The 21,705-nt window shown below is 54.1% G+C and carries 19 protein-coding genes; 14 read left to right on the forward strand and 5 right to left on the reverse strand.

Features of this window, described 5'->3' with window-relative positions:
* The first annotated feature begins 129 nt into the window (after positions 1–129).
* Positions 130–1,308 (forward strand): D-xylose utilization transcriptional activator XylR, encoded by a 1,179-nt coding sequence (xylR, locus tag ABVN36_RS11230; protein WP_000459824.1) that lies wholly within the window; start codon positions 130–132, stop codon positions 1,306–1,308.
* Positions 1,309–1,368: 60 nt separating this feature from the next.
* Here the strand turns inward: xylR and ABVN36_RS11235 are convergent, their stop codons facing one another.
* Positions 1,369–2,193, reverse strand: a complete 825-nt coding sequence (locus ABVN36_RS11235; protein WP_001575119.1) for a protein bax — start codon at positions 2,191–2,193, stop codon at positions 1,369–1,371.
* Positions 2,194–2,508: 315 nt separating this feature from the next.
* On the opposite strand from ABVN36_RS11235, the gene ABVN36_RS11240 reads away from it, so the two are divergent.
* Positions 2,509–4,536 carry an alpha-amylase gene (locus ABVN36_RS11240; protein WP_023138214.1) on the forward strand — a complete coding sequence of 676 codons (2,028 nt, stop codon included), beginning with the start codon at positions 2,509–2,511 and terminating at the stop codon, positions 4,534–4,536.
* Positions 4,537–4,710: 174 nt separating this feature from the next.
* Entirely contained in the window at positions 4,711–5,961 is a 1,251-nt protein-coding gene (gene avtA / locus ABVN36_RS11245) for a valine--pyruvate transaminase (protein WP_000144384.1), read from the forward strand.
* Positions 5,962–5,997: 36 nt separating this feature from the next.
* Here avtA and ABVN36_RS11250 read toward each other — a convergent pair whose 3' ends face one another.
* Together ABVN36_RS11250 and yiaJ are read right to left on the reverse strand one after the other, a co-directional pair.
* A complete protein-coding gene (locus tag ABVN36_RS11250) occupies positions 5,998–6,471 on the reverse strand; it encodes a 4Fe-4S dicluster domain-containing protein (RefSeq protein WP_001078817.1) in 474 nt (157 codons plus the stop codon).
* A gap of 116 nt (positions 6,472–6,587) precedes the next feature.
* On the reverse strand, positions 6,588–7,388 hold the full coding sequence (gene yiaJ / locus ABVN36_RS11255) for an IclR family transcriptional regulator YiaJ (protein ID WP_023138215.1): 801 nt from the start codon (positions 7,386–7,388) through the stop codon (positions 6,588–6,590).
* Between the two features lie 229 nt (positions 7,389–7,617).
* Here yiaJ and yiaK point away from each other — a divergent pair, with 229 nt between their 5' ends.
* The 10 genes from yiaK (at position 7,618) to araD (ending at position 16,639) form a co-directional block, all read left to right on the forward strand.
* A complete protein-coding gene (gene yiaK / locus ABVN36_RS11260) occupies positions 7,618–8,616 on the forward strand; it encodes a 3-dehydro-L-gulonate 2-dehydrogenase (RefSeq protein ID WP_000869008.1) in 999 nt (332 codons plus the stop codon).
* 11 nt (positions 8,617–8,627) lie between these two features.
* On the forward strand, positions 8,628–9,092 hold the full coding sequence (locus tag ABVN36_RS11265) for a YhcH/YjgK/YiaL family protein (RefSeq protein ID WP_000576058.1): 465 nt from the start codon (positions 8,628–8,630) through the stop codon (positions 9,090–9,092).
* A 23-nt stretch (positions 9,093–9,115) separates the two neighbouring features.
* Positions 9,116–10,048 carry a DUF4862 family protein gene (locus ABVN36_RS11270; protein ID WP_023138216.1) on the forward strand — a complete coding sequence of 311 codons (933 nt, stop codon included), beginning with the start codon at positions 9,116–9,118 and terminating at the stop codon, positions 10,046–10,048.
* 138 nt (positions 10,049–10,186) lie between these two features.
* On the forward strand, positions 10,187–10,660 hold the full coding sequence (gene yiaM / locus ABVN36_RS11275; protein ID WP_000832316.1) for a 2,3-diketo-L-gulonate TRAP transporter small permease YiaM: 474 nt from the start codon (positions 10,187–10,189) through the stop codon (positions 10,658–10,660).
* Positions 10,661–10,662: 2 nt separating this feature from the next.
* Positions 10,663–11,940 (forward strand): 2,3-diketo-L-gulonate TRAP transporter large permease YiaN, encoded by a 1,278-nt coding sequence (yiaN, locus tag ABVN36_RS11280; RefSeq protein ID WP_000301822.1) that lies wholly within the window; start codon positions 10,663–10,665, stop codon positions 11,938–11,940.
* An 11-nt stretch (positions 11,941–11,951) separates the two neighbouring features.
* The gene (gene yiaO, locus ABVN36_RS11285) at positions 11,952–12,938 is read left to right on the forward strand and encodes a 2,3-diketo-L-gulonate TRAP transporter substrate-binding protein YiaO (protein ID WP_000766337.1); all 987 of its coding nucleotides are present in this window, start codon (positions 11,952–11,954) and stop codon (positions 12,936–12,938) included.
* A gap of 3 nt (positions 12,939–12,941) precedes the next feature.
* Positions 12,942–14,438, forward strand: a complete 1,497-nt coding sequence (locus ABVN36_RS11290; RefSeq protein ID WP_023138217.1) for an FGGY-family carbohydrate kinase — start codon at positions 12,942–12,944, stop codon at positions 14,436–14,438.
* A complete protein-coding gene (gene ulaD, locus ABVN36_RS11295; RefSeq protein ID WP_000089530.1) occupies positions 14,435–15,097 on the forward strand; it encodes a 3-keto-L-gulonate-6-phosphate decarboxylase UlaD in 663 nt (220 codons plus the stop codon). The genes ABVN36_RS11290 and ulaD overlap by 4 nt, the downstream gene beginning before the upstream one ends.
* Positions 15,090–15,950, forward strand: a complete 861-nt coding sequence (locus ABVN36_RS11300) for an L-ribulose-5-phosphate 3-epimerase (RefSeq protein ID WP_023138218.1) — start codon at positions 15,090–15,092, stop codon at positions 15,948–15,950. The genes ulaD and ABVN36_RS11300 overlap by 8 nt, the downstream gene beginning before the upstream one ends.
* Complete coding sequence (gene araD, locus ABVN36_RS11305; protein WP_000893174.1) at positions 15,944–16,639, forward strand: L-ribulose-5-phosphate 4-epimerase; 696 nt, start codon at positions 15,944–15,946, stop codon at positions 16,637–16,639. The genes ABVN36_RS11300 and araD overlap by 7 nt, the downstream gene beginning before the upstream one ends.
* 160 nt (positions 16,640–16,799) lie before the next feature.
* On the opposite strand, the gene ABVN36_RS11310 is transcribed toward araD, so the two are convergent.
* A complete protein-coding gene (locus ABVN36_RS11310; protein ID WP_000891816.1) occupies positions 16,800–17,615 on the reverse strand; it encodes a helix-turn-helix domain-containing protein in 816 nt (271 codons plus the stop codon).
* A gap of 263 nt (positions 17,616–17,878) precedes the next feature.
* On the opposite strand from ABVN36_RS11310, the gene ABVN36_RS11315 reads away from it, so the two are divergent.
* Positions 17,879–19,834, forward strand: coding sequence for a glycoside hydrolase family 127 protein (locus tag ABVN36_RS11315; protein ID WP_001650977.1), 1,956 nt, complete (start codon positions 17,879–17,881; stop codon positions 19,832–19,834).
* 285 nt (positions 19,835–20,119) lie between these two features.
* Here the strand turns inward: ABVN36_RS11315 and aldB are convergent, their stop codons facing one another.
* A complete protein-coding gene (aldB, locus tag ABVN36_RS11320; RefSeq protein ID WP_000183988.1) occupies positions 20,120–21,658 on the reverse strand; it encodes an aldehyde dehydrogenase AldB in 1,539 nt (512 codons plus the stop codon).
* Positions 21,659–21,705 lie beyond the last annotated feature (47 nt).

Here is a 21,705-nt window from a genome sequence, read left to right on the forward strand (position 1 = left end):
CCGTTTGCTGTGATGAATTTCGCATAACGTTTCAGGCGCAAAATAATTTGTCATCATTCGCCAGACCGTTATGTCAGCCGTTTTGATAGTATCCATGAGTCCAGGTTCACTTTTGCAGGATATATCCTCATGTTTGATAAACGTCACCGTATCACTCTGTTATTTAACGCGAATAAAGCCTATGACCGTCAGGTAGTGGAGGGGGTGGGTGAATATTTACAAGCCTCGCAATCCGAATGGGATATATTTATTGAGGAAGATTTCCGTGCCCGTATCGATAACATTAAAGAGTGGTTAGGCGACGGCGTTATTGCCGATTACGATGATGACGATATCGCGCAATTATTAGCCGATGTCGACGTACCCATTGTCGGGGTCGGCGGTTCTTACCATCTTGCTGAAAATTATCCCGCCGTTCATTACATCGCCACCGATAATCATGCGCTCGTTGAAAGCGCTTTCCTGCATTTAAAAGAAAAAGGCGTCAACCGCTTCGCGTTTTACGGTTTGCCCGACTCCAGCCGCAAACATTGGGCGGCGGAACGGGAATACGCCTTTCGCCAGCTGGTCGCCGAGGAAAAATACCGCGGCGTAGTCTATCAGGGACTGGAAACCGCGCCGGAAAACTGGCAGCACGCGCAAAATCGCCTCGCCGACTGGCTTCAGACGCTGCCGCCGCAAACCGGCATCATTGCCGTAACGGATGCCCGCGCCCGTCACGTATTGCAGGCCTGTGAACACCTGCATATTCCGGTGCCGGAAAAACTTTGCGTTATCGGTATTGATAACGAAGAGTTAACCCGTTACCTGTCGCGCGTCGCGCTTTCCTCCGTCGCGCAGGGGGCGCGGCAAATGGGCTATCAGGCGGCGAAACTGCTGCACCGTTTGCTGGCGCGCGAAGAGATGCCGTTACAGCGCATTCTGGTGCCGCCGGTGCGCGTCATTGCGCGCCGCTCGACAGACTATCGCTCCCTGACCGATCCGGCGGTTATCCAGGCGATGCACTTTATTCGTAACCATGCCTGTAAGGGCATTAAAGTCGAGCAGGTGCTGGACGCGGTTGGGATTTCACGTTCAAACCTGGAAAAACGTTTTAAGGAAGAAGTTGGCGAGACGATACATGCGCTGATCCACGCCGAAAAGCTGGAAAAAGCGCGTAGTTTGTTGATTTCTACCACGTTGGCGATAAACGAAATTTCGCAAATGTGCGGCTACCCGTCGCTGCAATATTTCTATTCGGTGTTTAAAAAGGAGTACGTCACTACGCCTAAGGAGTATCGCGACCAGCATAGTGAAGCGTTGTTGTAGTTTATCCAGCCTACAGATGCCTTGTAAGCCGGATAGCGTAGCGCCATCCGGCACACAGAATTACATATGCGCGGCGATCAGACGCTGGTTGTCCTGGTACATCGCGAACAAGTAGTTGTTATAGCGCGACCCCTGGGTAGAGTAACCCTTCAGCTTATGAATCATCGCCGTGGCGGTGACTTCCTGATCCGCCTTACGCAGTTGGGCGCGCGACTTGCGGAAAGAGGAATAAGCCGGATGCGTGTTCAGGTTGGCGACATACGCGCTCACCGACTCCTCAACCGACGCGAATTGCGAGTAACCTTTCACCTTACCCGGCGTATTGGTACAACGCCCTTTCGTGCACTTCATGCCGAACAGGTTATTGTTACTACGCGCCAGTTTAGAGGTTCCCCAGCCGCTTTCCGCCGCCGCCATCGTCGCCACCATGCTGGTTGGGATAATGTCGACGCGCTCCAGCAACGTATTCCACGGAATACGACGCGTGTTGCCGGACCAGCTCACTTTATAGCGCTTCGCGATATCTTTCATACGCGCGCGTTCAGACGGCGACCAGCGGTTCTGGTACTGTTTTGAGATCAGCCAATTACGGTCCGCGGTAATCGCGGCATTTTGGCTGGTGATGTAAGGCATAACGGTCCGGAGAAACGCTTTTTTTCTGGGGGTTCCGGAAGGGTATTTTCGCAAATCAGGAAGTGAACTGCTCTTTGCACTATTGCGAGAATACTCTTGTTTACTGCTAACCTGTTTATAACTTGTCTCAGTTATGTGGGACTTTTGACTCGTTTGTGTTGCGTGCGTCTTTGCCAGCACCTCACCCGAAAATGCGATGGTGAGTAACATAAGAATCATTGCCCCATATCGTCGCATGGGAGTCAATATCATTAGGTCTCCTGGTCGGATTGATACATTCCAACACCTTTTATTTTTCACGAAGTTAAGGTTTGAACCCCAAATTCTAGCAAAAATAGGCTTAAAAAGCACCTCAGGGAATAGTCTTAATCCGAAACTATGTCAACTATTAACGATAACAGGCAGCAATAATGCCAATAAAATGTGGTGCTTATCGCAAATAGAGGCGTTTTTTTGCGCCTCGTCGCTCACCCTCGCGCCTCCTCCTGCGCGACTCTCTGCTGAGGAGGAGTTCATTCGCCTAAAAACCAGGCAAGCTGATGAATATTGCCCACAAAGGATAGCGTGATGAAACTTGCCGCCTTCGCTCTGACGCTGATACCCGGTATCGCGATCGCCTCATCATGGACCTCACCCGGTTTTCCGACGTTCTCGACGCAGGAAACCGGGCGCTTTACCAGCCATGCTGCATTAACAAAAGGTACACGCGCGTTAACGCTCCATATTGACCAGCAGTGCTGGCAGCCCTCCGGCGCCATAAAACTCAACCAGATGTTGTCGTTAAAACCCTGCGAAGGCGCGCCGCCGCAATGGCGTTTGTTTAAAGATGGCGACTATACGATAACGGTAGATACCCGCTCCGGTACGCCGACCCTGTTGTTATCGATAAAAACTGAACCTGAACACACCGCGCAGCTCGCCTACCAGTGTCCCGTCTGGGATGGTTCGCCGCTCACGCTGGATGTTAGCCAGACCTTTCCGGAAGGAACGGTAGTGCGCGATTATTACAGTGGTCAAACCGATACCGTCCAAAACGGGCAAATCACGCTGCGACCTGCCGACAGCCACGGGCTTTTATTGCTGGAACGCGCGGAAACCCATGCATCAGCGCCTTTTAACTGGCGCAACGCCACCGTTTATTTTGTGCTTACGGATCGCTTTCGCAATGGCGATGCAACCAACGACCACAGCTATGGTCGCCATAAGGATGGTATGCAAGAGATTGGCACTTTCCACGGCGGCGATTTGCGCGGGTTGACGAGTCAACTGGACTATCTACAGCAATTAGGCGTGAACGCCTTGTGGATAAGCTCGCCGTTTGAACAGATCCACGGCTGGGTCGGCGGCGGAGCAAAAGGCGATTTTCCTCATTACGCCTATCACGGCTATTACACTCAGGACTGGACGACGCTGGATGCCAATATGGGCAACGAAGCCGATCTCCGCGCGCTGGTCGACGGCGCGCACCAGCGCGGCATCCGTATTTTATTTGACGTAGTAATGAATCATGCCGGTTACGCCACGCTGGCGGATATGCAGGAGTATCAGTTCGGCGCGCTCTATTTATCCGGCGCGGAACGGCAAAAAATTCTCGGCGATCGCTGGACAAACTGGCGACCCGCCGCCGGACAAAGCTGGCACAGCTTTAACGACTACATCAACTTCAGCGACAGCGCCGCCTGGGAAAAATGGTGGGGGAAAAAGTGGATTCGTACCGATATTGGCAACTACGACAGTCCGGGATTTGACGATTTAACCCTGTCGCTGGCCTTCCTGCCGGATATAAAAACGGAATCTACCACGCCTTCCGGCCTACCCGTGTTCTATGCCAACAAACCCGATACTAAAGCAAAGTTCATTGAGGGCTATACGCCACGGGATTATCTGACTCACTGGTTAAGCCAGTGGGTGCATGATTACGGCATTGACGGGTTCCGGGTCGATACTGCCAAAAACGTTGAGCTTCCTGCCTGGCAACAGCTAAAAACCCAGGCCAGCGCGGCGTTACATGAATGGAAGCAGGCCAATCCGGACAAAGCGCTGGATGATAGCCCGTTCTGGATGACTGGCGAAGCGTGGGGCCACGGCGTCATGAAAAGCGATTATTATCGCTATGGTTTCGACGCGATGATCAATTTTGATTATCAGGAGCAGGCGACGAAAGCGGTCGATTGCCTGGCGGAAATGGGGCCAGTCTGGCAGCAGATGGCGGATAAAATGCAGGATTTCAACGTATTAAGTTACCTCTCCTCGCATGATACGCGCCTTTTCCGTGAGGGCGGTGATAAGGCGGCGGAACTGCTGCTGCTTTCGCCGGGCGCGGTGCAGATCTTTTACGGCGATGAATCCGCTCGTCCCTTCGGCCCCACCGGCTCCGACCCGCTGCAAGGCACCCGTTCAGATATGAACTGGCAGGACGTGAGCGGAAAGTCAGCCGCAGCCGTCGCGCACTGGCAGCGTATTAGCCAGTTCCGCGCCAGACATCCCGCCATCGGCGCAGGCCAACAAACCACGCTGACGCTAAAACACGGGTACGGTTTTGTACGCCAGTACGGCGACGATACGGTGATGGTCGTCTGGGCGGGCCGCCGCTAATCGTGGTGCTACCGGTCCCCCTCGCGTACCGGTAGCCCCTTCAAAATAAAAAACTAACCTGATAAAAATTTGTAGCATAAAACATCAATACTACCGCCTGACCCTCATTTGCGCCCCGCCATTTGTAGCGTTATGGTTATCCACTTTGACAGACAGTTCGATAGATCACCCGTTATGACATTTTCACTTTTCGGCGATAAATTTACCCGCCATTCAGGCATTACCCGCCTGATGGAGGATCTCAACGACGGCTTACGCACGCCAGGCGCCATCATGCTTGGCGGCGGTAACCCGGCACACATCCCTGCAATGCAGGATTATTTCCAGACGCTACTGACAGAGATGGTAGAAAGCGGCAAAGCCGCTGATGCGCTTTGTAATTATGACGGTCCCCAGGGAAAAACGGCGCTACTGAATGCACTGGCCGTACTGCTACGTGAAACGCTGGGATGGGATATCGAACCACAGAATATTGCGCTGACAAATGGCAGTCAGAGCGCGTTTTTCTACTTATTTAATCTCTTCGCCGGACGTCGCGCCGACGGCAGTACGAAAAAGGTACTATTCCCGCTTGCGCCGGAATACATCGGCTATGCGGATTCCGGTCTGGAAGACGACCTCTTCGTTTCGGCGCGCCCGAATATTGAGCTGCTGCCGGAAGGCCAGTTTAAGTATCACGTCGATTTTGAGCATCTGCACATCGGCGAAGAAACGGGGATGATTTGCGTCTCGCGCCCGACCAACCCAACCGGTAACGTTATCACCGACGAAGAGCTGATGAAGCTGGACAGACTGGCGAATCAGCACAACATCCCACTGGTGATTGATAACGCTTACGGTGTACCGTTTCCGGGCATTATCTTTAGCGAGGCGCGCCCGCTGTGGAACCCCAATATTATCCTATGCATGAGCCTCTCGAAGCTGGGGCTGCCCGGTTCCCGCTGCGGGATTATCATCGCCAATGATAAGACGATTACCGCCATTGCCAACATGAACGGCATCATCAGCCTTGCGCCCGGGGGCATGGGCCCGGCGATGATGTGCGAAATGATTAAGCGTAACGATCTGCTGCGGCTGTCGGAAACGGTTATCAAACCTTTCTACTATCAGCGCGTTCAACAGACGATCGCGATCATTCGTCGCTATTTATCCGAAGAACGCTGCCTGATTCATAAACCGGAAGGCGCAATATTTTTGTGGCTGTGGTTTAAAGATCTGCCGATTACCACCGAGCTACTCTATCAACGCTTGAAAGCGCGCGGCGTGCTGATGGTGCCGGGCCACTATTTCTTTCCCGGGCTGGATAAACCCTGGCCGCACACACACCAGTGTATGCGGATGAACTACGTGCCTGAACCGGACAAAATCGAGGCGGGCGTAAAAATTCTGGCAGAAGAGATAGAACGCGCCTGGCGTGAAGGCTGACGGTTATTCCGGCCATCATGCAGGCCGGAACGACATTCAGAAAGGTTGAGAATAGAGGCGCTGGCGCTGCACGTGTGCTGCGTCAACGCACTGTAACGCACTGGTCGGGCAGGCTTCCACGCACGCCGGCCCCGCTTCCCGATGCCAGCAAAGATCGCATTTAATCGCCTGCGCGCCTGACGCGGACGCCACCACGGTCATCGCACCAAACGGGCAAGCCAGCATACAGCTTTTACAACCAATGCAGCGCGATGGCGTCACGAAGATATGCCCCCGATCACGGCGAATCGCCTGTACCGGGCAGACATTCGCGCACGGCGCGTCCTCACACTGATGGCAGACCGTGGCCGTGGTGAAGCTATCCTCTTTTATCACCCGGATACGCGGCACAAAGTCCGCCGTCGTCACCGCCGCGCTATTCTGCTGTTCCTGGTGCGACACTACGCAGGCGACCTCGCAGGTACGACACCCGATACACGCCGACGCATCCGCCATAATAAACCGGTTCATTGTTCTCCCCCTGCGTTAAAACGCCAGAATGCCAGAGAGCCATTCCCCACCGCTTTGATCCCACTACGCAAACGGACAAATTTTGTCAGATGCCTGATAAAACCTGGCGAGCTGTCTTATTCGCGAACGGTAAATCCCAGCTCATTAGAGATAGCCTGTGCGGTTTCACGCAACGGTTTGAGCAGATTTTTCTCGCCGATCTGTTTTAGCCGTGACGTCGACAGCGAAATAGAAATGGCGTAAGGCACTCGATGGTGAATATCAAACACAGGCACGGCAATACAGGAGACGCCCAGTTCATTTTCTTCGCGGTCCATCGCCATGCTGGTTTCACGAATTTGCGCCAACTCATCGTACATTGCTGGTAAATCGGTAATGGTGTTGCGAGTCAGCGGCTGGATCTGATCTTTATGGTTTTCCCAGTAAGACGCCACATAATCCGGCTGACCAAACGCCATATAAATTTTCCCCATCGCCGAGCAGTACAGCGGCATATGCTGGCCAATGTAGGCACGCGTGCGCAGCATACCGGTGGTCGGTTCCAGCTTATAAATCAGGATAGCGTGGTCATCTTCACGGCTGGAAAAATTCACCGTCTCGCCGGTGGCCAGGTTGAGCGCCTCAAGGTGCGGTGCCGCAACGTGGATGATATTCAGCGATGACAGGGCTTTTTGGCCGACGGCAATAAACTTTGTCGTCAGACGGTAGCTTCCGGCCGCCGGCGCTGGCGTCACGTATCCGCAGGATTGAAGCCCCTGCAACAAACGATGGACGGTACTCTTGTTCAACCCCGCCAGCTCCGACAGGTGCGCCAGTGGGCAACCGTTCGGGTAGTTACTCAAAATTTCTATCAACATCAGGCCACGAAACAGGCTCTGACTCCCCGCAGGCTTCTCTTTATCGTTGTTCTGGCTCATCAGAAAACTCTCTCCTTTCTTGGGCGATCAGATGGTAGCTCAAAGTGTGTTGCAGTTCACGATATCAGCATAAAAAACATAACCCGATGATTTTAATCGCTTTTAAAAACCTTCTCTGGCGTTGCCATGACAATTTTTGATCTATATATTTGGAACTACATTTCGTATTATGAAATTTATCGATAAAAAAACATACTAAAATTTCTGACAATCGACCAGGAGAACAGGGATGAAAGTAACTTTCGAAGAGTTAAAAGGGGCCTTCTACCGCGTCTTGCGGTCGCGGAATATTGCGGAAGATACCGCCGACGCCTGCGCGGAAATGTTCGCTCGCACCACCGAGTCCGGTGTCTATTCCCACGGCGTGAACCGCTTTCCCCGCTTCATCCAGCAACTGGATAACGGCGACATTATTCCTGATGCTAAACCGCAGCGGGTTACCAGCCTCGGCGCCATCGAACAGTGGGATGCTCAGCGCGCTATCGGCAACCTGACGGCGAAAAAGATGATGGACCGGGCCATCGAGCTGGCTTCCGATCATGGTATTGGCCTGGTGGCGTTACGTAATGCTAACCACTGGATGCGCGGCGGCAGCTACGGCTGGCAGGCGGCGGAAAAAGGCTATATCGGCATTTGCTGGACCAACTCCATCGCCGTCATGCCGCCGTGGGGCGCGAAAGAGTGCCGTATCGGTACCAATCCGCTGATCGTCGCCATCCCTTCCACGCCGATCACGATGGTGGATATGTCGATGTCGATGTTCTCCTACGGCATGCTGGAGGTTAACCGTCTGGCGGGCCGCGAACTGCCGGTGGACGGCGGTTTCGACGATAACGGTCAGTTGACCAAAGAACCGGGCGTGATCGAGAAAAATCGCCGCATTTTACCGATGGGTTACTGGAAAGGATCTGGTCTGTCGATTGTGCTGGACATGATTGCCACCCTGCTTTCCAACGGCTCTTCCGTTGCCGAAGTGACCCAGGAAAACAGCGATGAGTATGGCGTCTCACAGATTTTCATCGCCATAGAAGTGGATAAGCTGATCGATGGCGCAACCCGCGATGCCAAACTGCAGCGGATTATGGATTTCATCACCACTGCTGAACGCGCCGACGACAACGTCGCGATTCGGCTGCCCGGCCACGAATTTACCAAACTGCTGGATGACAACCGCCGTCACGGTATCACCATTGACGACAGCGTCTGGGCCAAAATTCAGGCGCTGTAAGGAGCCACATCATGATTTTTGGACATATCGCGCAGCCTGATCCGTGCCGGTTACCGTCGGCCATAGAGCAGGCGCTCGATTTCTTGCGTACTACGGACTTTCGCACGCTGGAACCCGGCGTAGTGGAAATCGACGGCCAAAATATCTTCGCGCAGATTATCGATATGACCACCCGCGATGCTGCTGAAAATCGTCCGGAGGTTCATCGCCGCTATCTGGATATTCAGTTTCTGGCATGGGGCGAAGAGAAAATTGGGGTTGCCATTGATACCGGTAATAATCAAATCAGCGAGTCATTATTAGAACAGCGCGATATTATTTTTTATCACGACAGTGAACATGAATCATTCATTGAAATGATACCGGGAAGTTATGCCCTGTTTTTCCCGCAGGATGTTCATCGTCCAGGTTGTAATAAAAGCATTGCTACGCCGATACGGAAAATAGTCGTAAAAGTCGCCATAGACGTTTTATAAAATAGAGTTTACTGGAGCACAAAATGAAAAATAATACCGGTTATATTATCGGTGCGTACCCTTGTGCACCCTCATTTCACCAGAAGAGTGAAGAGGAAGAGACGGAATTCTGGCGGCAACTCTCTGATACTCCGGATATCCGGGGGCTGGAGCAGCCTTGTCTTGAACATCTTCACCCGCTCGGCGACGAGTGGTTATTGCGCCATACACCGGGAAACTGGCAAATCGTGGTCACCGCGATAATGGAAACCATGCGCCGCCGTAGCGAAAACGGCGGTTTTGGATTAGCGTCCAGTGACGAGGAACAGCGTAAAGCCTGCGTGGAGTACTATCGTCATCTGCATCAGAAGATCAATAAAATCAATGGGAACAATACCGGCAAAGTCATAGCCCTTGAGCTTCATGCCGCTCCTCTGGCGGGCAATCCGAACGTGGCGCAGGCAACCGACGCCTTTGCGCGCTCATTAAAAGAGATTGCCAACTGGGACTGGTCCTGCGACCTGGTGCTTGAATACTGCGACGCGATGACCGGCCCCGCACCGCGCAAAGGATTCTTACCGTTGGTAAACGTACTGGAAACTATTGCCGACTATGACATAAGCGTCTGTATTAACTGGGCGCGCTCGGCTATTGAAGGGCGGGATACCTCTCTACCACTGATCCACACGCAGCAGGCCAAACAGGCTGGAAAACTCGGGGCGCTGATGTTCTCCGGTACAACGCTGGATGGAGAATACGGCGAATGGCAGGACCTCCATGCTCCGTTTGCACCTTTCTGTCCACAAAGCCTGATGACGGAGAAACATGTTAAAGAACTCATTACCGCCGCAGCTCCCGAACTGTTGCAGTTTACCGGTATTAAATTGTTGGAAATCAATGCCAGCGCCGATATTAATCACCGCATCAATATATTACGCGATGGTATTAACATAATGAAAAAGGCCACACGCCGCTAACCTGAATTAAACATCATCACCTTAATTCTCGGCCTGCAACTCAACGTTGCGCCGACCTAATATAAACCAAACATAAGAAATTAAGTTCCACTATTCAGCATCGAAAGAGATAAGTTTCTATAACCTGATGGAGTCGTTATGAAGCGGGTACTTGAGGGCATACTTGCGGTATTAATTGCCGTACTTTCCTGCATTGTATTTATTAATGTTATTTTACGTTACGGTTTTGAGAGCAGTATTTTGTCGGTAGATGAACTATCACGTTATCTATTTGTATGGCTGACGTTTATTGGCGCCATCGTTGCATTTATGGATAACGCTCACGTTCAGGTTACTTTTGTGGTGGAAAAACTTTCGCCAGCGAATCAACGTCGACTTTCGCTGCTGACGCATTCGCTGATTTTATTGTTATGCCTCGCATTAGGCTGGGGCAGCCTGCAAAAAGCGTTGCAGGACTGGAGCGATCACTCGCCAATCCTCGGTTTACCGATCGGCCTGATGTATATCGCCTGTCTGCCCACAAGCGTTGCCATCGCGTTAATCGAGCTGCGTCGGCTTTATCACTTAATAACGCGTAACGATTCCTTTCAACAACCACAGCAAGGAGCCTAATCATGGCCGTGGTGATATTTCTCTGCTGCCTGCTCGGCGGGATCGCGATAGGTTTACCCATCGCCTGGTCGCTGCTGCTTTGCGGCGCTGCTCTGATGGCATACCTGGATATGTTTGACGTGCAGATTATGGCGCAAACTCTGGTTAACGGCGCGGACAGTTTCTCCCTACTGGCCATTCCCTTTTTTGTTTTGGCCGGTGAAATCATGAACGCGGGCGGCCTGTCAAAGCGAATTGTCGACCTGCCGATGAAGCTGGTCGGCCATAAGCCCGGCGGCCTGGGCTACGTGGGCGTTATTGCGGCAATGATTATGGCCAGCCTTTCCGGCTCTGCGGTAGCAGATACCGCTGCGGTCGCCGCGCTGCTGGTGCCGATGATGCGCTCCGCAAACTACCCGATCAACCGCTCCGTTGGGTTAATCGCTTCCGGCGGGATCATTGCGCCAATTATTCCCCCCTCGATTCCTTTTATTATCTTCGGCGTTTCCAGCGGCTTGTCGATCAGCAAGCTGTTTATGGCCGGGATCGCACCGGGCATCATGATGGGCGCGGCGCTTATGCTCACCTGGTGGTGGCAGGCCGGGCGATTAAATCTCCCTTCTCAGCCTAAAGCAACACCGCGTGAAATCTGGCAATCATTGGTTTCAGGTATCTGGGCGCTGTTTTTACCGGTGATTATCATCGGCGGCTTCCGTTCCGGACTTTTCACGCCAACGGAGGCAGGGGCGGTTGCCGCCTTTTACGCCCTCTTTGTCGCCGTGGTTATCTATCGGGAATTAACGTTTTCCAGTCTCTACCACGTGCTGGTCAATGCCGCCAAAACGACGTCAGTCGTCATGTTTCTGGTGGCCGCGGCCCAGGTATCCGCCTGGCTGATTACGATCGCGGAATTACCCATGATGGTGTCAGATTTGCTGCAGCCGCTGGTCGACTCTCCGCGACTCTTATTTATCGTCATTATGATCTCAATTATGGTCGTCGGTATGGTGATGGATTTGACGCCAACGGTGTTAATTCTTACCCCTGTATTATTGCCATTAGTTAAAGAAGCCAATATTGACCCGATTTATTTCGGCGTCATGTTCATTATTAACTGCTCTATTGGATTAATCACACCGCCCGTTGGCAACGTCCTCAACGTTATTTCCGGGGTAGCAAAATTGAAATTTGATGACGCGGTAAGAGGCGTATTCCCTTACGTTGTCGTACTGATGTCGCTGCTGGTTTTATTTATTTTTATTCCCGAGCTAATTATCACACCGCTTAAATGGATTAATTAAAGGATAATATTATGAAATTACACGTTATTGCTCGTTCATTATTGATAGCTGGTCTGACTGTTTTCAGCGTGTCGTCTCTGGCGGCGCAATCTTTACGTTTTGGTTATGAAACACCGCAAACTGACTCCCAACATATTGCCGCGAAAAAATTTAACGAACTATTAAAAGAAAAAACTAACGGCGAATTAACGCTAAAACTCTTTCCTGACAGCACATTAGGTAACGCCCAGGCAATGATCAGCGGGGTGCGCGGCGGAACCATTGATATGGAAATGTCCGGTTCGAACAATTTCACCGGTCTGGCCCCTGTATTCAACTTACTTGATGTCCCCTTCCTGTTTCGCGATACCGCGCATGCGCATAAAACGCTCGACGGCAAAGTCGGCGATGAACTGAAAAAATCACTCGATTCAAAAGGGTTAAAAGTCCTCGCCTACTGGGAAAACGGTTGGCGCGACGTCACCAACTCCCGCGCGCCGGTAAAAACGCCGGGCGATTTGAAAGGCTTAAAAATCCGCACTAACAACAGCCCAATGAATATCGCGGCCTTTAAAATCTTCGGCGCGAACCCTATTCCGATGCCATTCTCCGAAGTCTATACCGGCCTCGAAACCCGTACGATTGATGCCCAGGAACACCCTATCAACGTCGTGTGGTCAGCGAAATTCTATGAGGTACAGAAATACCTCTCCCTCACTCATCACGCCTATTCGCCTCTGCTGCTGGTGATCAATAAAGCCAAATTCGACGCTTTAAGCCCGCAGTTCCAGGAGGCACTGCTGAGTTCCGCCAAAGAAGCGGGTGACTATCAGCGCAAACTGGTCGCCGAAGATCAGCAAAAAATTATCGATGGCATGAAAGAAGCCGGAGTTGAAGTCCTGACCGATATCGACCGTAAAGCCTTCAGCGATGCGCTGGGCAGCCAGGTGCGCGATATGTTCCTGAAAGACAACCCGCAGGGCGCCGATCTCCTGAAAGCCGTGGACGAGGTGCAATAAGTCATGAGCAACTACTGGCTGGGGTTAGATTGTGGTGGGAGTTGGCTAAAAGCCGGGTTGTACGATGGCGCAGGCCGGGAAGTAGCGGTGCAACGCCTGCCGCTGCACGCTTTAAGCCCGCAGCCAGGCTGGGTTGAACGCGATATGACCGAACTGTGGCAACAGTGCGGCTCGGTCATCAGCAAACTGCTGACGCAGACGGGGGTGAGCGGCTCACAAATCCGCGGTCTGGGTATTTCCGCTCAAGGTAAGGGCCTGTTTCTGTTAGATAAAAGCGATCGGCCATTAGGTAAAGCGATACTCTCTTCCGATCGTCGCGCCATGGAAATTGTCCAGCGCTGGCAAAAAGAAGCGGTTCCGCAAAAACTCTACCCGCTGACTCGGCAAACCCTGTGGACCGGGCATCCGGTCTCCCTTTTACGCTGGGTAAAAGAGAATGAGCCGCAGCGCTACGCGCAGATAGGCTGCGTAATGATGACGCATGACTATCTGCGCTGGTGCTTAACCGGCGTTAAAGGCTGTGAGGAGAGCAACATCTCCGAGTCCAACCTCTACAACATGACCACAGGCCGGTACGACTCACGTCTGACCGAATGGCTGGGCATCAGTGAAATCGATAGCACGCTGCCCCCCGTGATGGGTTCAGCCGAAATATGCGGGGAGATCACCGCTCAGGCAGCCGCCATCACCGGTCTGGCGGTGGGCACCCCCGTCGTCGGCGGCCTGTTTGATGTGGTTTCCACCGCCCTTTGTGCCGGTATTGAGGATGAATCAACGCTCAATGCGGTGATGGGCACCTGGGCCGTCACCAGCGGCATCGCTCACGGCCTGAGCGACCATGAGGCCCACCCTTACGTCTATGGCCGCTACGTCAATGACGGGCAGTATATCGTTCACGAAGCCAGCCCGACCTCCTCCGGCAACCTTGAATGGTTTACCGCCCAGTGGGGCTACCTCTCTTTTGACGAGATCAATCAGGCGGTCGCCAGCCTGCCGAAAGCCGGTAGCGACCTCTTTTTTCTGCCGTTTCTCTACGGCAGCAATGCCGGACTGGAGATGACCTGCGGTTTTTACGGCATGCAGGCGCTGCACACCCGCGCGCACCTGCTGCAGGCGATTTATGAAGGCGTGGTCTTCAGCCATATGACCCACCTCAACCGCATGCGTGAACGTTTTACCGACGTTTGCGCCCTGCGCGTTACCGGCGGCCCGGCCCACTCCGACGTCTGGATGCAGATGCTGGCGGACGTCAGCGGTTTACGCATTGAACTGCCGCAGGTGGAGGAGACCGGCTGCTTCGGCGCGGCGCTGGCTGCCCGCGTCGGCACCGGCGTATATCGCGATTTCCGCGAGGCCCAACGCGACCTGCAGCACCCGGTGCGCACGCTGCTGCCGGACATGACCGCACACGCCCTCTACCAGCGCAAATACCGCCAATACCAGGATTTGATTGAAGCACTACAGGGCTATCACGCCCGTATTAAGGAGCACGCATTATGAGCCGACCATTACTGCAACTGGCGCTCGACCACACCAGCCTGGAAGCAGCCCAGCGCGATGTCGCCCTGCTACAGGATCATGTCGATATCGTTGAGGCCGGAACCATCCTTTGTTTAACCGAAGGCCTTAGCGCGGTGAAAGCCCTGCGAGCGCAGTGCCCGGAAAAAATCATCGTCGCCGACTGGAAAGTGGCCGATGCCGGAGAAACCCTGGCGCAGCAGGCGTTTGGCGCTGGCGCTAACTGGATGACTATCATCTGCGCTGCGCCGCTCGCCACGGTCGAGAAAGGCCATGCCGTCGCGCAATCCTGCGGCGGTGAAATTCAAATGGAACTGTTCGGCAACTGGACGCTGGACGACGCCCGAGACTGGTATCGCGTCGGGGTTCGCCAGGCGATTTACCACCGCGGACGCGATGCTCAGGCCAGCGGGCAGCAGTGGGGAGAAGCGGACCTGGCGCGTATGAAGGCGTTGTCCGACATCGGCCTTGAACTGTCAATTACCGGCGGCATTACCCCAGCGGATCTGCCGCTGTTCCGCAACATTAACGTTAAGGCATTTATCGCCGGACGTGCGCTGGCGGGTGCCGCCCATCCGGCGCAGGTCGCAGCCGAATTCCACGCCCAAATTGACGCCATTTGGGGAGAAAAGCATGCGTAATCATCCATTAGGTATTTACGAGAAAGCGCTGGCGAAAGACCTCAGTTGGCCGGAGCGGCTGGTGCTGGCAAAAAGCTGCGGTTTTGATTTTGTCGAGATGTCGGTGGACGAAACGGATGAACGCCTTTCGCGCCTGGAGTGGACGCCAGCCCAACGCGCATCGCTGGTGAGCGCGATGCTGGAAAGCGGCGTCGCCATCCCGTCGATGTGCCTCTCCGCCCATCGTCGATTCCCTTTTGGCAGCCGCGACGAAGCGGTACGCGAGCGGGCGCGTGAAATCATGACCAAAGCCATTCGCCTGGCGCGCGACCTGGGGATCCGCACCATCCAGTTGGCAGGTTACGACGTCTATTACGAAGAACACGACGAAGGCACCCAGCAACGTTTCGCCGAAGGGCTGGCGTGGGCGGTGGAACAGGCCGCAGCGGCGCAGGTGATGCTGGCGGTGGAGATCATGGATACCGCGTTTATGAACTCCATCAGCAAGTGGAAAAAGTGGGACGAGATGCTTTCGTCACCGTGGTTCACCGTTTATCCAGACGTCGGCAACCTCAGCGCCTGGGGGAACGACGTGACCGCCGAGCTGAAGCTGGGTATCGACCGTATCGCCGCGATCCACCTGAAAGACACTCTGCCGGTGACCGGTGACAGCCCCGGCCAGTTCCGCGACGTGCCGTTTGGCGAAGGGTGCGTTGATTTTGTCGGCATCTTCAAAACGCTGCATGAGCTGAACTATCGCGGTTCATTTCTGATTGAGATGTGGACAGAGAAAGCCAGCGAGCCGGTGCTGGAAATTATCCAGGCCCGCCGCTGGATTGAATCACGGATGCAGGAAGGAGGTTTCACATGTTAGAGCAACTGAAAGCCGAGGTGCTGGCGGCAAACCTGGCGCTTCCGGCGCACGGGCTGGTCACCTTTACCTGGGGCAACGTCAGCGCGGTCGATGAGACGCGCAAGCTGATGGTCATTAAGCCTTCCGGCGTCGAATATGAGGTGATGACCGCCGACGATATGGTGGTGGTAGAGATCGCCAGCGGTAAGGTCGTTGAAGGCAACAAAAAACCGTCGTCCGATACCGCGACCCATTTGGCGCTCTATCGCCGCTATCCGCAGATCGGCGGGATCGTGCATACCCATTCCCGCCATGCGACGATCTGGTCGCAGGCCGGGCTCGATCTCCCCGCCTGGGGCACCACCCACGCCGACTATTTCTATGGCGCGATCCCCTGTACCCGGCTGATGACCGTTGAGGAAATTAACGGCGAGTACGAGTATCAGACCGGCGAGGTGATTATTAAAACCTTTGAAGAGCGCGGTCTCGATCCGGCGCAAATCCCGGCGGTATTGGTTCATTCGCACGGCCCGTTTGCCTGGGGTAAAAATGCCGCCGATGCCGTCCACAACGCCGTGGTGCTTGAGGAGTGCGCCTATATGGGGCTGTTCTCGCGCCAGCTGGCCCCGCAGCTACCGGATATGCAGCCGGAATTGCTCGATAAACACTATCTGCGTAAACACGGCGCGAATGCCTATTACGGGCAGTAATGCCGGCAGCCACAGCCTGTGTCAGATGGCGGCTGCGCCTTATCCGACCTACAAGATTTGCAATATCAATACGTTGTGATGAACTCTTGTAGGCCCGATAAGCAAAGCGCCATCGGGCATTCAGTTTGCAACCGCGTTGTCAGAGGGCCAAAGATTATACTCAAGAATTAACGTGTTCCTTACTGTAGCGCCGCTTCCAGGCGGTAGGCGTCAGGCCGGTGTGCTTGCGGAAGATCTGGCGAAAGTAACCAACGTCATTAAAACCGCACCGCTCCGCCACCTCTTTTAACGAACGCGCGTCGCTAATCAGCAACTTTTCCGCCTCGCGCACCCGCTGGCGGTGGATGGCTTCCGTTAGCGTAAGGTGAAATACCCGCCGATAAACGCGCCCCAGATAATCCACATTGCAATGCAGTTCTTTCGCCAGAACCGAGCTGGAAAGCGGCAGGTGATAGTGCGTTCGAATCAGCTGCTGCACTTTCCAGGCCAGCGACACGCCAGCGGCCTCGGCGTTTTCATTCTGCCGGGCGTCAACGGTGAGCTGCTGCAAAATCAGCAGCACGATGAACTCCAGCGCCGGGCTGCGCTGGTGCTTTTCCTGCTCGTTCATAAACTGGCGAAAAAGCGCAATCAGCGCCTGCGGATCGGCAACCTGGGTATGCTGCGGCACGGAAAGATGCGTCAGCCAGCGCGGGTCGCTGTCCGGCGCTTTGACCTCAAAATGGAGCCAGTAAAATTTAAGATCGGCGGGAAACTCCTCAACGCCAATATGGCGGCGATGCGGCCAAAGCAACAGGCTTTCCCCGGCTTCGACACAGAAAACACATTCTTCTTCCTGAATTTTCAGGCAGCCTTTTTCCACAAATATAATTTCCCACGATTGCAGACGCCTGGCGGGATGACGCCCAATGCCGCGAGAAATAAATAATCCGCCGTTTTGGACTTTAATCGGTAATGTCATGGATAATTCGAGCATTAATATGTCATTTCCCGCTCATTCAGCACCGTATTTCATATTAGCTTTTGATTATTAACTAAAAATAGTCCTTTCACTCGATCCATCTCACATTTTTAAATACGGGTCGGAATCGTCATCTTTTTTTACTCTTTTATCGCCTTGTCGCTCACCGCTATCCGGGCAAAATGAATCAGGTCATAACGCGAAAATAAAAATTACTGCCATAAAATACCCCGTCAGCGAGGAATATCTATGACCTCTACAACCTTAAGGAGCACGAAATGAACGTACTGGAAGTCGATCTGCATAAACTGACGGTCAGCGATCCGTTCCTCGGACAGTATCAACAACTGGTTCGCGATGTGGTTATTCCTTACCAGTGGGATGCGTTAAACGATCGTATTCCAGAGGCTGAACCCAGCCATGCCATTGAAAATTTCCGCATTGCCGCAGGCCAGCAGACGGGCGACTTTTACGGCATGGTCTTTCAGGACAGCGACGTGGCGAAATGGCTGGAAGCGGTTGCCTGGTCACTGTGCCAGAAGCCCGATCCCGCGCTTGAGAAAACCGCCGATGAGGTGATTGAACTGGTGGCCGCCGCGCAGTGTGACGATGGCTATCTCAATACGTACTTTACGGCAAAAGCCCCGCAAGAGCGCTGGAGCAACCTGGCGGAGTGCCACGAGCTTTATTGCGCCGGGCATCTGATTGAAGCGGGCGTCGCCTTCTTTCAGGCCACCGGTAAGCGTCGGCTGCTAGACGTCGTTTGTCGCCTGGCCGATCATATCGACAGCACTTTCGGCCCTGGCGAAAATCAGCTGCACGGCTATCCGGGCCACCCGGAAATTGAGCTGGCGCTGATGCGTCTGTATGAGGTAACAGAGCAGCCGCGCTATATGATGCTGGCAAGCTACTTTATCGGACAGCGCGGCACCCAACCGCACTTCTACGACGAAGAGTACGAAAAACGCGGCCAAACCTCTTACTGGCATACCTACGGCCCGGCGTGGATGGTCAAAGACAAAGCCTACAGCCAGGCGCATCTGCCAATTTCGCAGCAGCAGACGGCCATTGGCCACGCGGTACGTTTTGTCTATCTGATGACTGGCGTGGCGCATCTCGCTCGCCTGAGCAACGATGAAGGCAAACGCCAGGACTGCCTGCGCCTGTGGAAAAATATGGCGCAGCGTCAGCTGTATATCACCGGAGGCATCGGTTCCCAGAGCAGCGGCGAAGCCTTTAGCAGCGATTACGATTTACCGAATGATTCGGTCTATGCGGAAAGCTGCGCTTCAATCGGCCTGATGATGTTCGCCCGCCGGATGCTGGAAATGGAAGCCGATAGCCAGTACGCCGACGTGATGGAGCGCGCGCTGTACAACACCGTCCTCGGCGGTATGGCGCTGGATGGCAAGCATTTCTTCTACGTCAACCCGCTGGAAGTGCATCCAAAATCGTTAAAATTCAACCATATTTACGATCACGTTAAGCCCATCCGCCAGCGCTGGTTTGGCTGCGCCTGCTGCCCGCCGAACATCGCCCGCGTGCTCACCTCCCTTGGTCACTACATCTACACGCCGCGTGCGGATGCGCTGTACATCAATATGTACGTGGGTAACAGCATGGAAATACCGGTTGAAAATGGCGCGCTCAAACTGCGAATCAGCGGGAACTACCCGTGGCATGAGCAGGTGAAGATCGCCATCGACTCTGTGCAGCCGGTACGTCACACGCTGGCGCTACGTCTGCCGGACTGGTGCCCTGAGGCAAAAGTGACGCTCAACGGGCTGGAAGTGGAGCAGGATATTCGCAAAGGTTATCTGCATATCCGTCGGACCTGGCAGGAGGGCGATACGATAACCCTGACGCTGCCGATGCCGGTTCGCCGCGTGTATGGCAATCCGCTGGCGCGTCACGTCGCCGGTAAGGTCGCCATTCAGCGCGGGCCGCTGGTCTATTGCCTTGAGCAGGCCGATAACGGCGAAGAACTGCATAATCTGTGGCTACCGAAAGAGAGTGAATTCCGGGTCTTTGAGGGCAAAGGGCTTTTTGCGCATAAGATGCTGATTCAGGCTGAAGGCGAGAAGCAAAGCGCCCCAGATGCGCAGCATCAGGCGTTGTGGCACTACGATAACGCGCCGTCATCGCGCCAGCCGCAGACGCTAACCTTCATTCCGTGGTTTAGCTGGGCCAACCGTGGCGAGGGCGAAATGCGGATTTGGGTTAACGAGCGGTAATACTGTGCCGGATGGCGGCTGCGCCTTATCCGGCCTACAAGATTTGCAATATCAGTATATTGCGATGAATTTTTGTAGGCCTGATAAGCGAAGCGCCATCAGACATTACCACCAGGCTAATATCAACGCGGTAGGCCCGATAAGCGCAGCGCCATCAGACATTACCACCAAGCTGATATCAATGCGGTAGGCCCGATAAGCGCAGCGCCATCGGGCATTACCACCAGGCTGATATCAATGCGGTAGGCCCGATAAGCGCAGCGCCATCGGGCATTACCTCTTGCGTCAGAACAGCCCCAGCGGCTTATCGGAATAGCTCACCAGCAGGCACTTGGTTTGCTGGTAGTGTTCCAGCATCATCTTATGCGTTTCGCGCCCGATGCCCGACTGCTTATAGCCGCCGAACGCCGCATGTGCCGGATAGGCGTGATAGCAGTTGGTCCATACGCGCCCGGCCTGAATGCCGCGCCCCATCTTATAGGCCAGATTGCCGTTGCGGCTCCAGACGCCAGCGCCCAGGCCGTATTGGGTATCGTTAGCGATTTCCAGCGCCTCCTCCATGGTTTTAAAGGTGGTTACCGCCAGCACCGGGCCAAAGATCTCCTCCTGAAAGACGCGCATATTATTCTTACCAAACAGAATGGTAGGCTCAAGGTAATAGCCCTCTTTAAGTTCGCCATCCAGTTCCTTGCGTCGCCCACCGGTCAGAATATCGGCCCCCTCTTTTTTACCGATATCGATATAATTGAGGATAGTCTCAAGCTGGCCGTGGGAAACCTGCGCCCCCATCTGTGTACCGCTATCTAGCGGGTTCCCGCTGCGAATGCTCTCTACCCGGCGAATAGCGCGCTCCATAAAGCGCTCATAGATGGACTCCTGGACCAGCGCACGGCTTGGACAGGTACACACCTCGCCCTGGTTAAAGGCAAACAGGGCAAATCCCTCCAGCGCTTTATCAAAGAACGCATCTTCCTCATCCATCACGTCAGCGAAGAAGATATTGGGCGATTTACCGCCTAACTCCAGCGTCACCGGAATAATATTCTGCGTGGCGTACTGCATGATCTGTTGACCCACTTCCGTCGAACCGGTAAACGCCACCTTCGCGATACGTTTCGAGGTCGCCAGATATTCGCCGATCTCGCCGCCCGCGCCGTTCACGACGTTGACGACGCCCGGCGGTAACAGATCGCCAATGACTTCCATTAACAGCAGAACGGAAAGCGGCGTCAGGCGTGCCGGTTTAAGCACCACGCAGTTACCCGCCGCCAGCGCTGGCGCCATTTTCCAGCTTGCCATCAACAACGGAAAGTTCCACGGGATTATCTGCCCCACGACGCCAAGCGGTTCGTGAAAATGGTAGGCCACGGTTTCGCTATCAACTTCGCTGATCCCGCCCTCCTGCGCACGTATACAGGAGGCGAAATAGCGGAAATGATCGATCGCCAGCGGTACGTCGGCGGCGCTGGTTTCACGAATCGGTTTACCGTTATCCCAGGTTTCCGCTGTCGCCAACAGTTCGAGGTTTTGTTCCATCCGATCGGCGATCTTAAACAAGATAGCGGCACGGTCTTGTACTGACGTATGCGCCCACTTATCTTTCGCCTTATGCGCGGCGTCGAGCGCTAAATCGATATCTTTTTTACCGGAGGAAGCGACTTCACATAGCGGCTGGCCGGTCACTGGCGTCAGGTTTTGATAATATTCGCCGTCGGCGGGCGCAACCCAGTCACCGCCGATAAAATTGTCATAGCGGGCTTTTAATTTCAGTGGGTACCCGTATTCACCTGGCTGAATACGTGTTGAAGGGGGATTGTTCGTCATGACCAACTCCTTATTGTAAAGGTACTCCACAAGGGTAGACGGTACTG

It is taken from the genome of Salmonella sp. SJTUF15581 (assembly GCF_043356775.1).
Classification (GTDB): Bacteria; Pseudomonadota; Gammaproteobacteria; order Enterobacterales; family Enterobacteriaceae; genus Salmonella; species Salmonella enterica.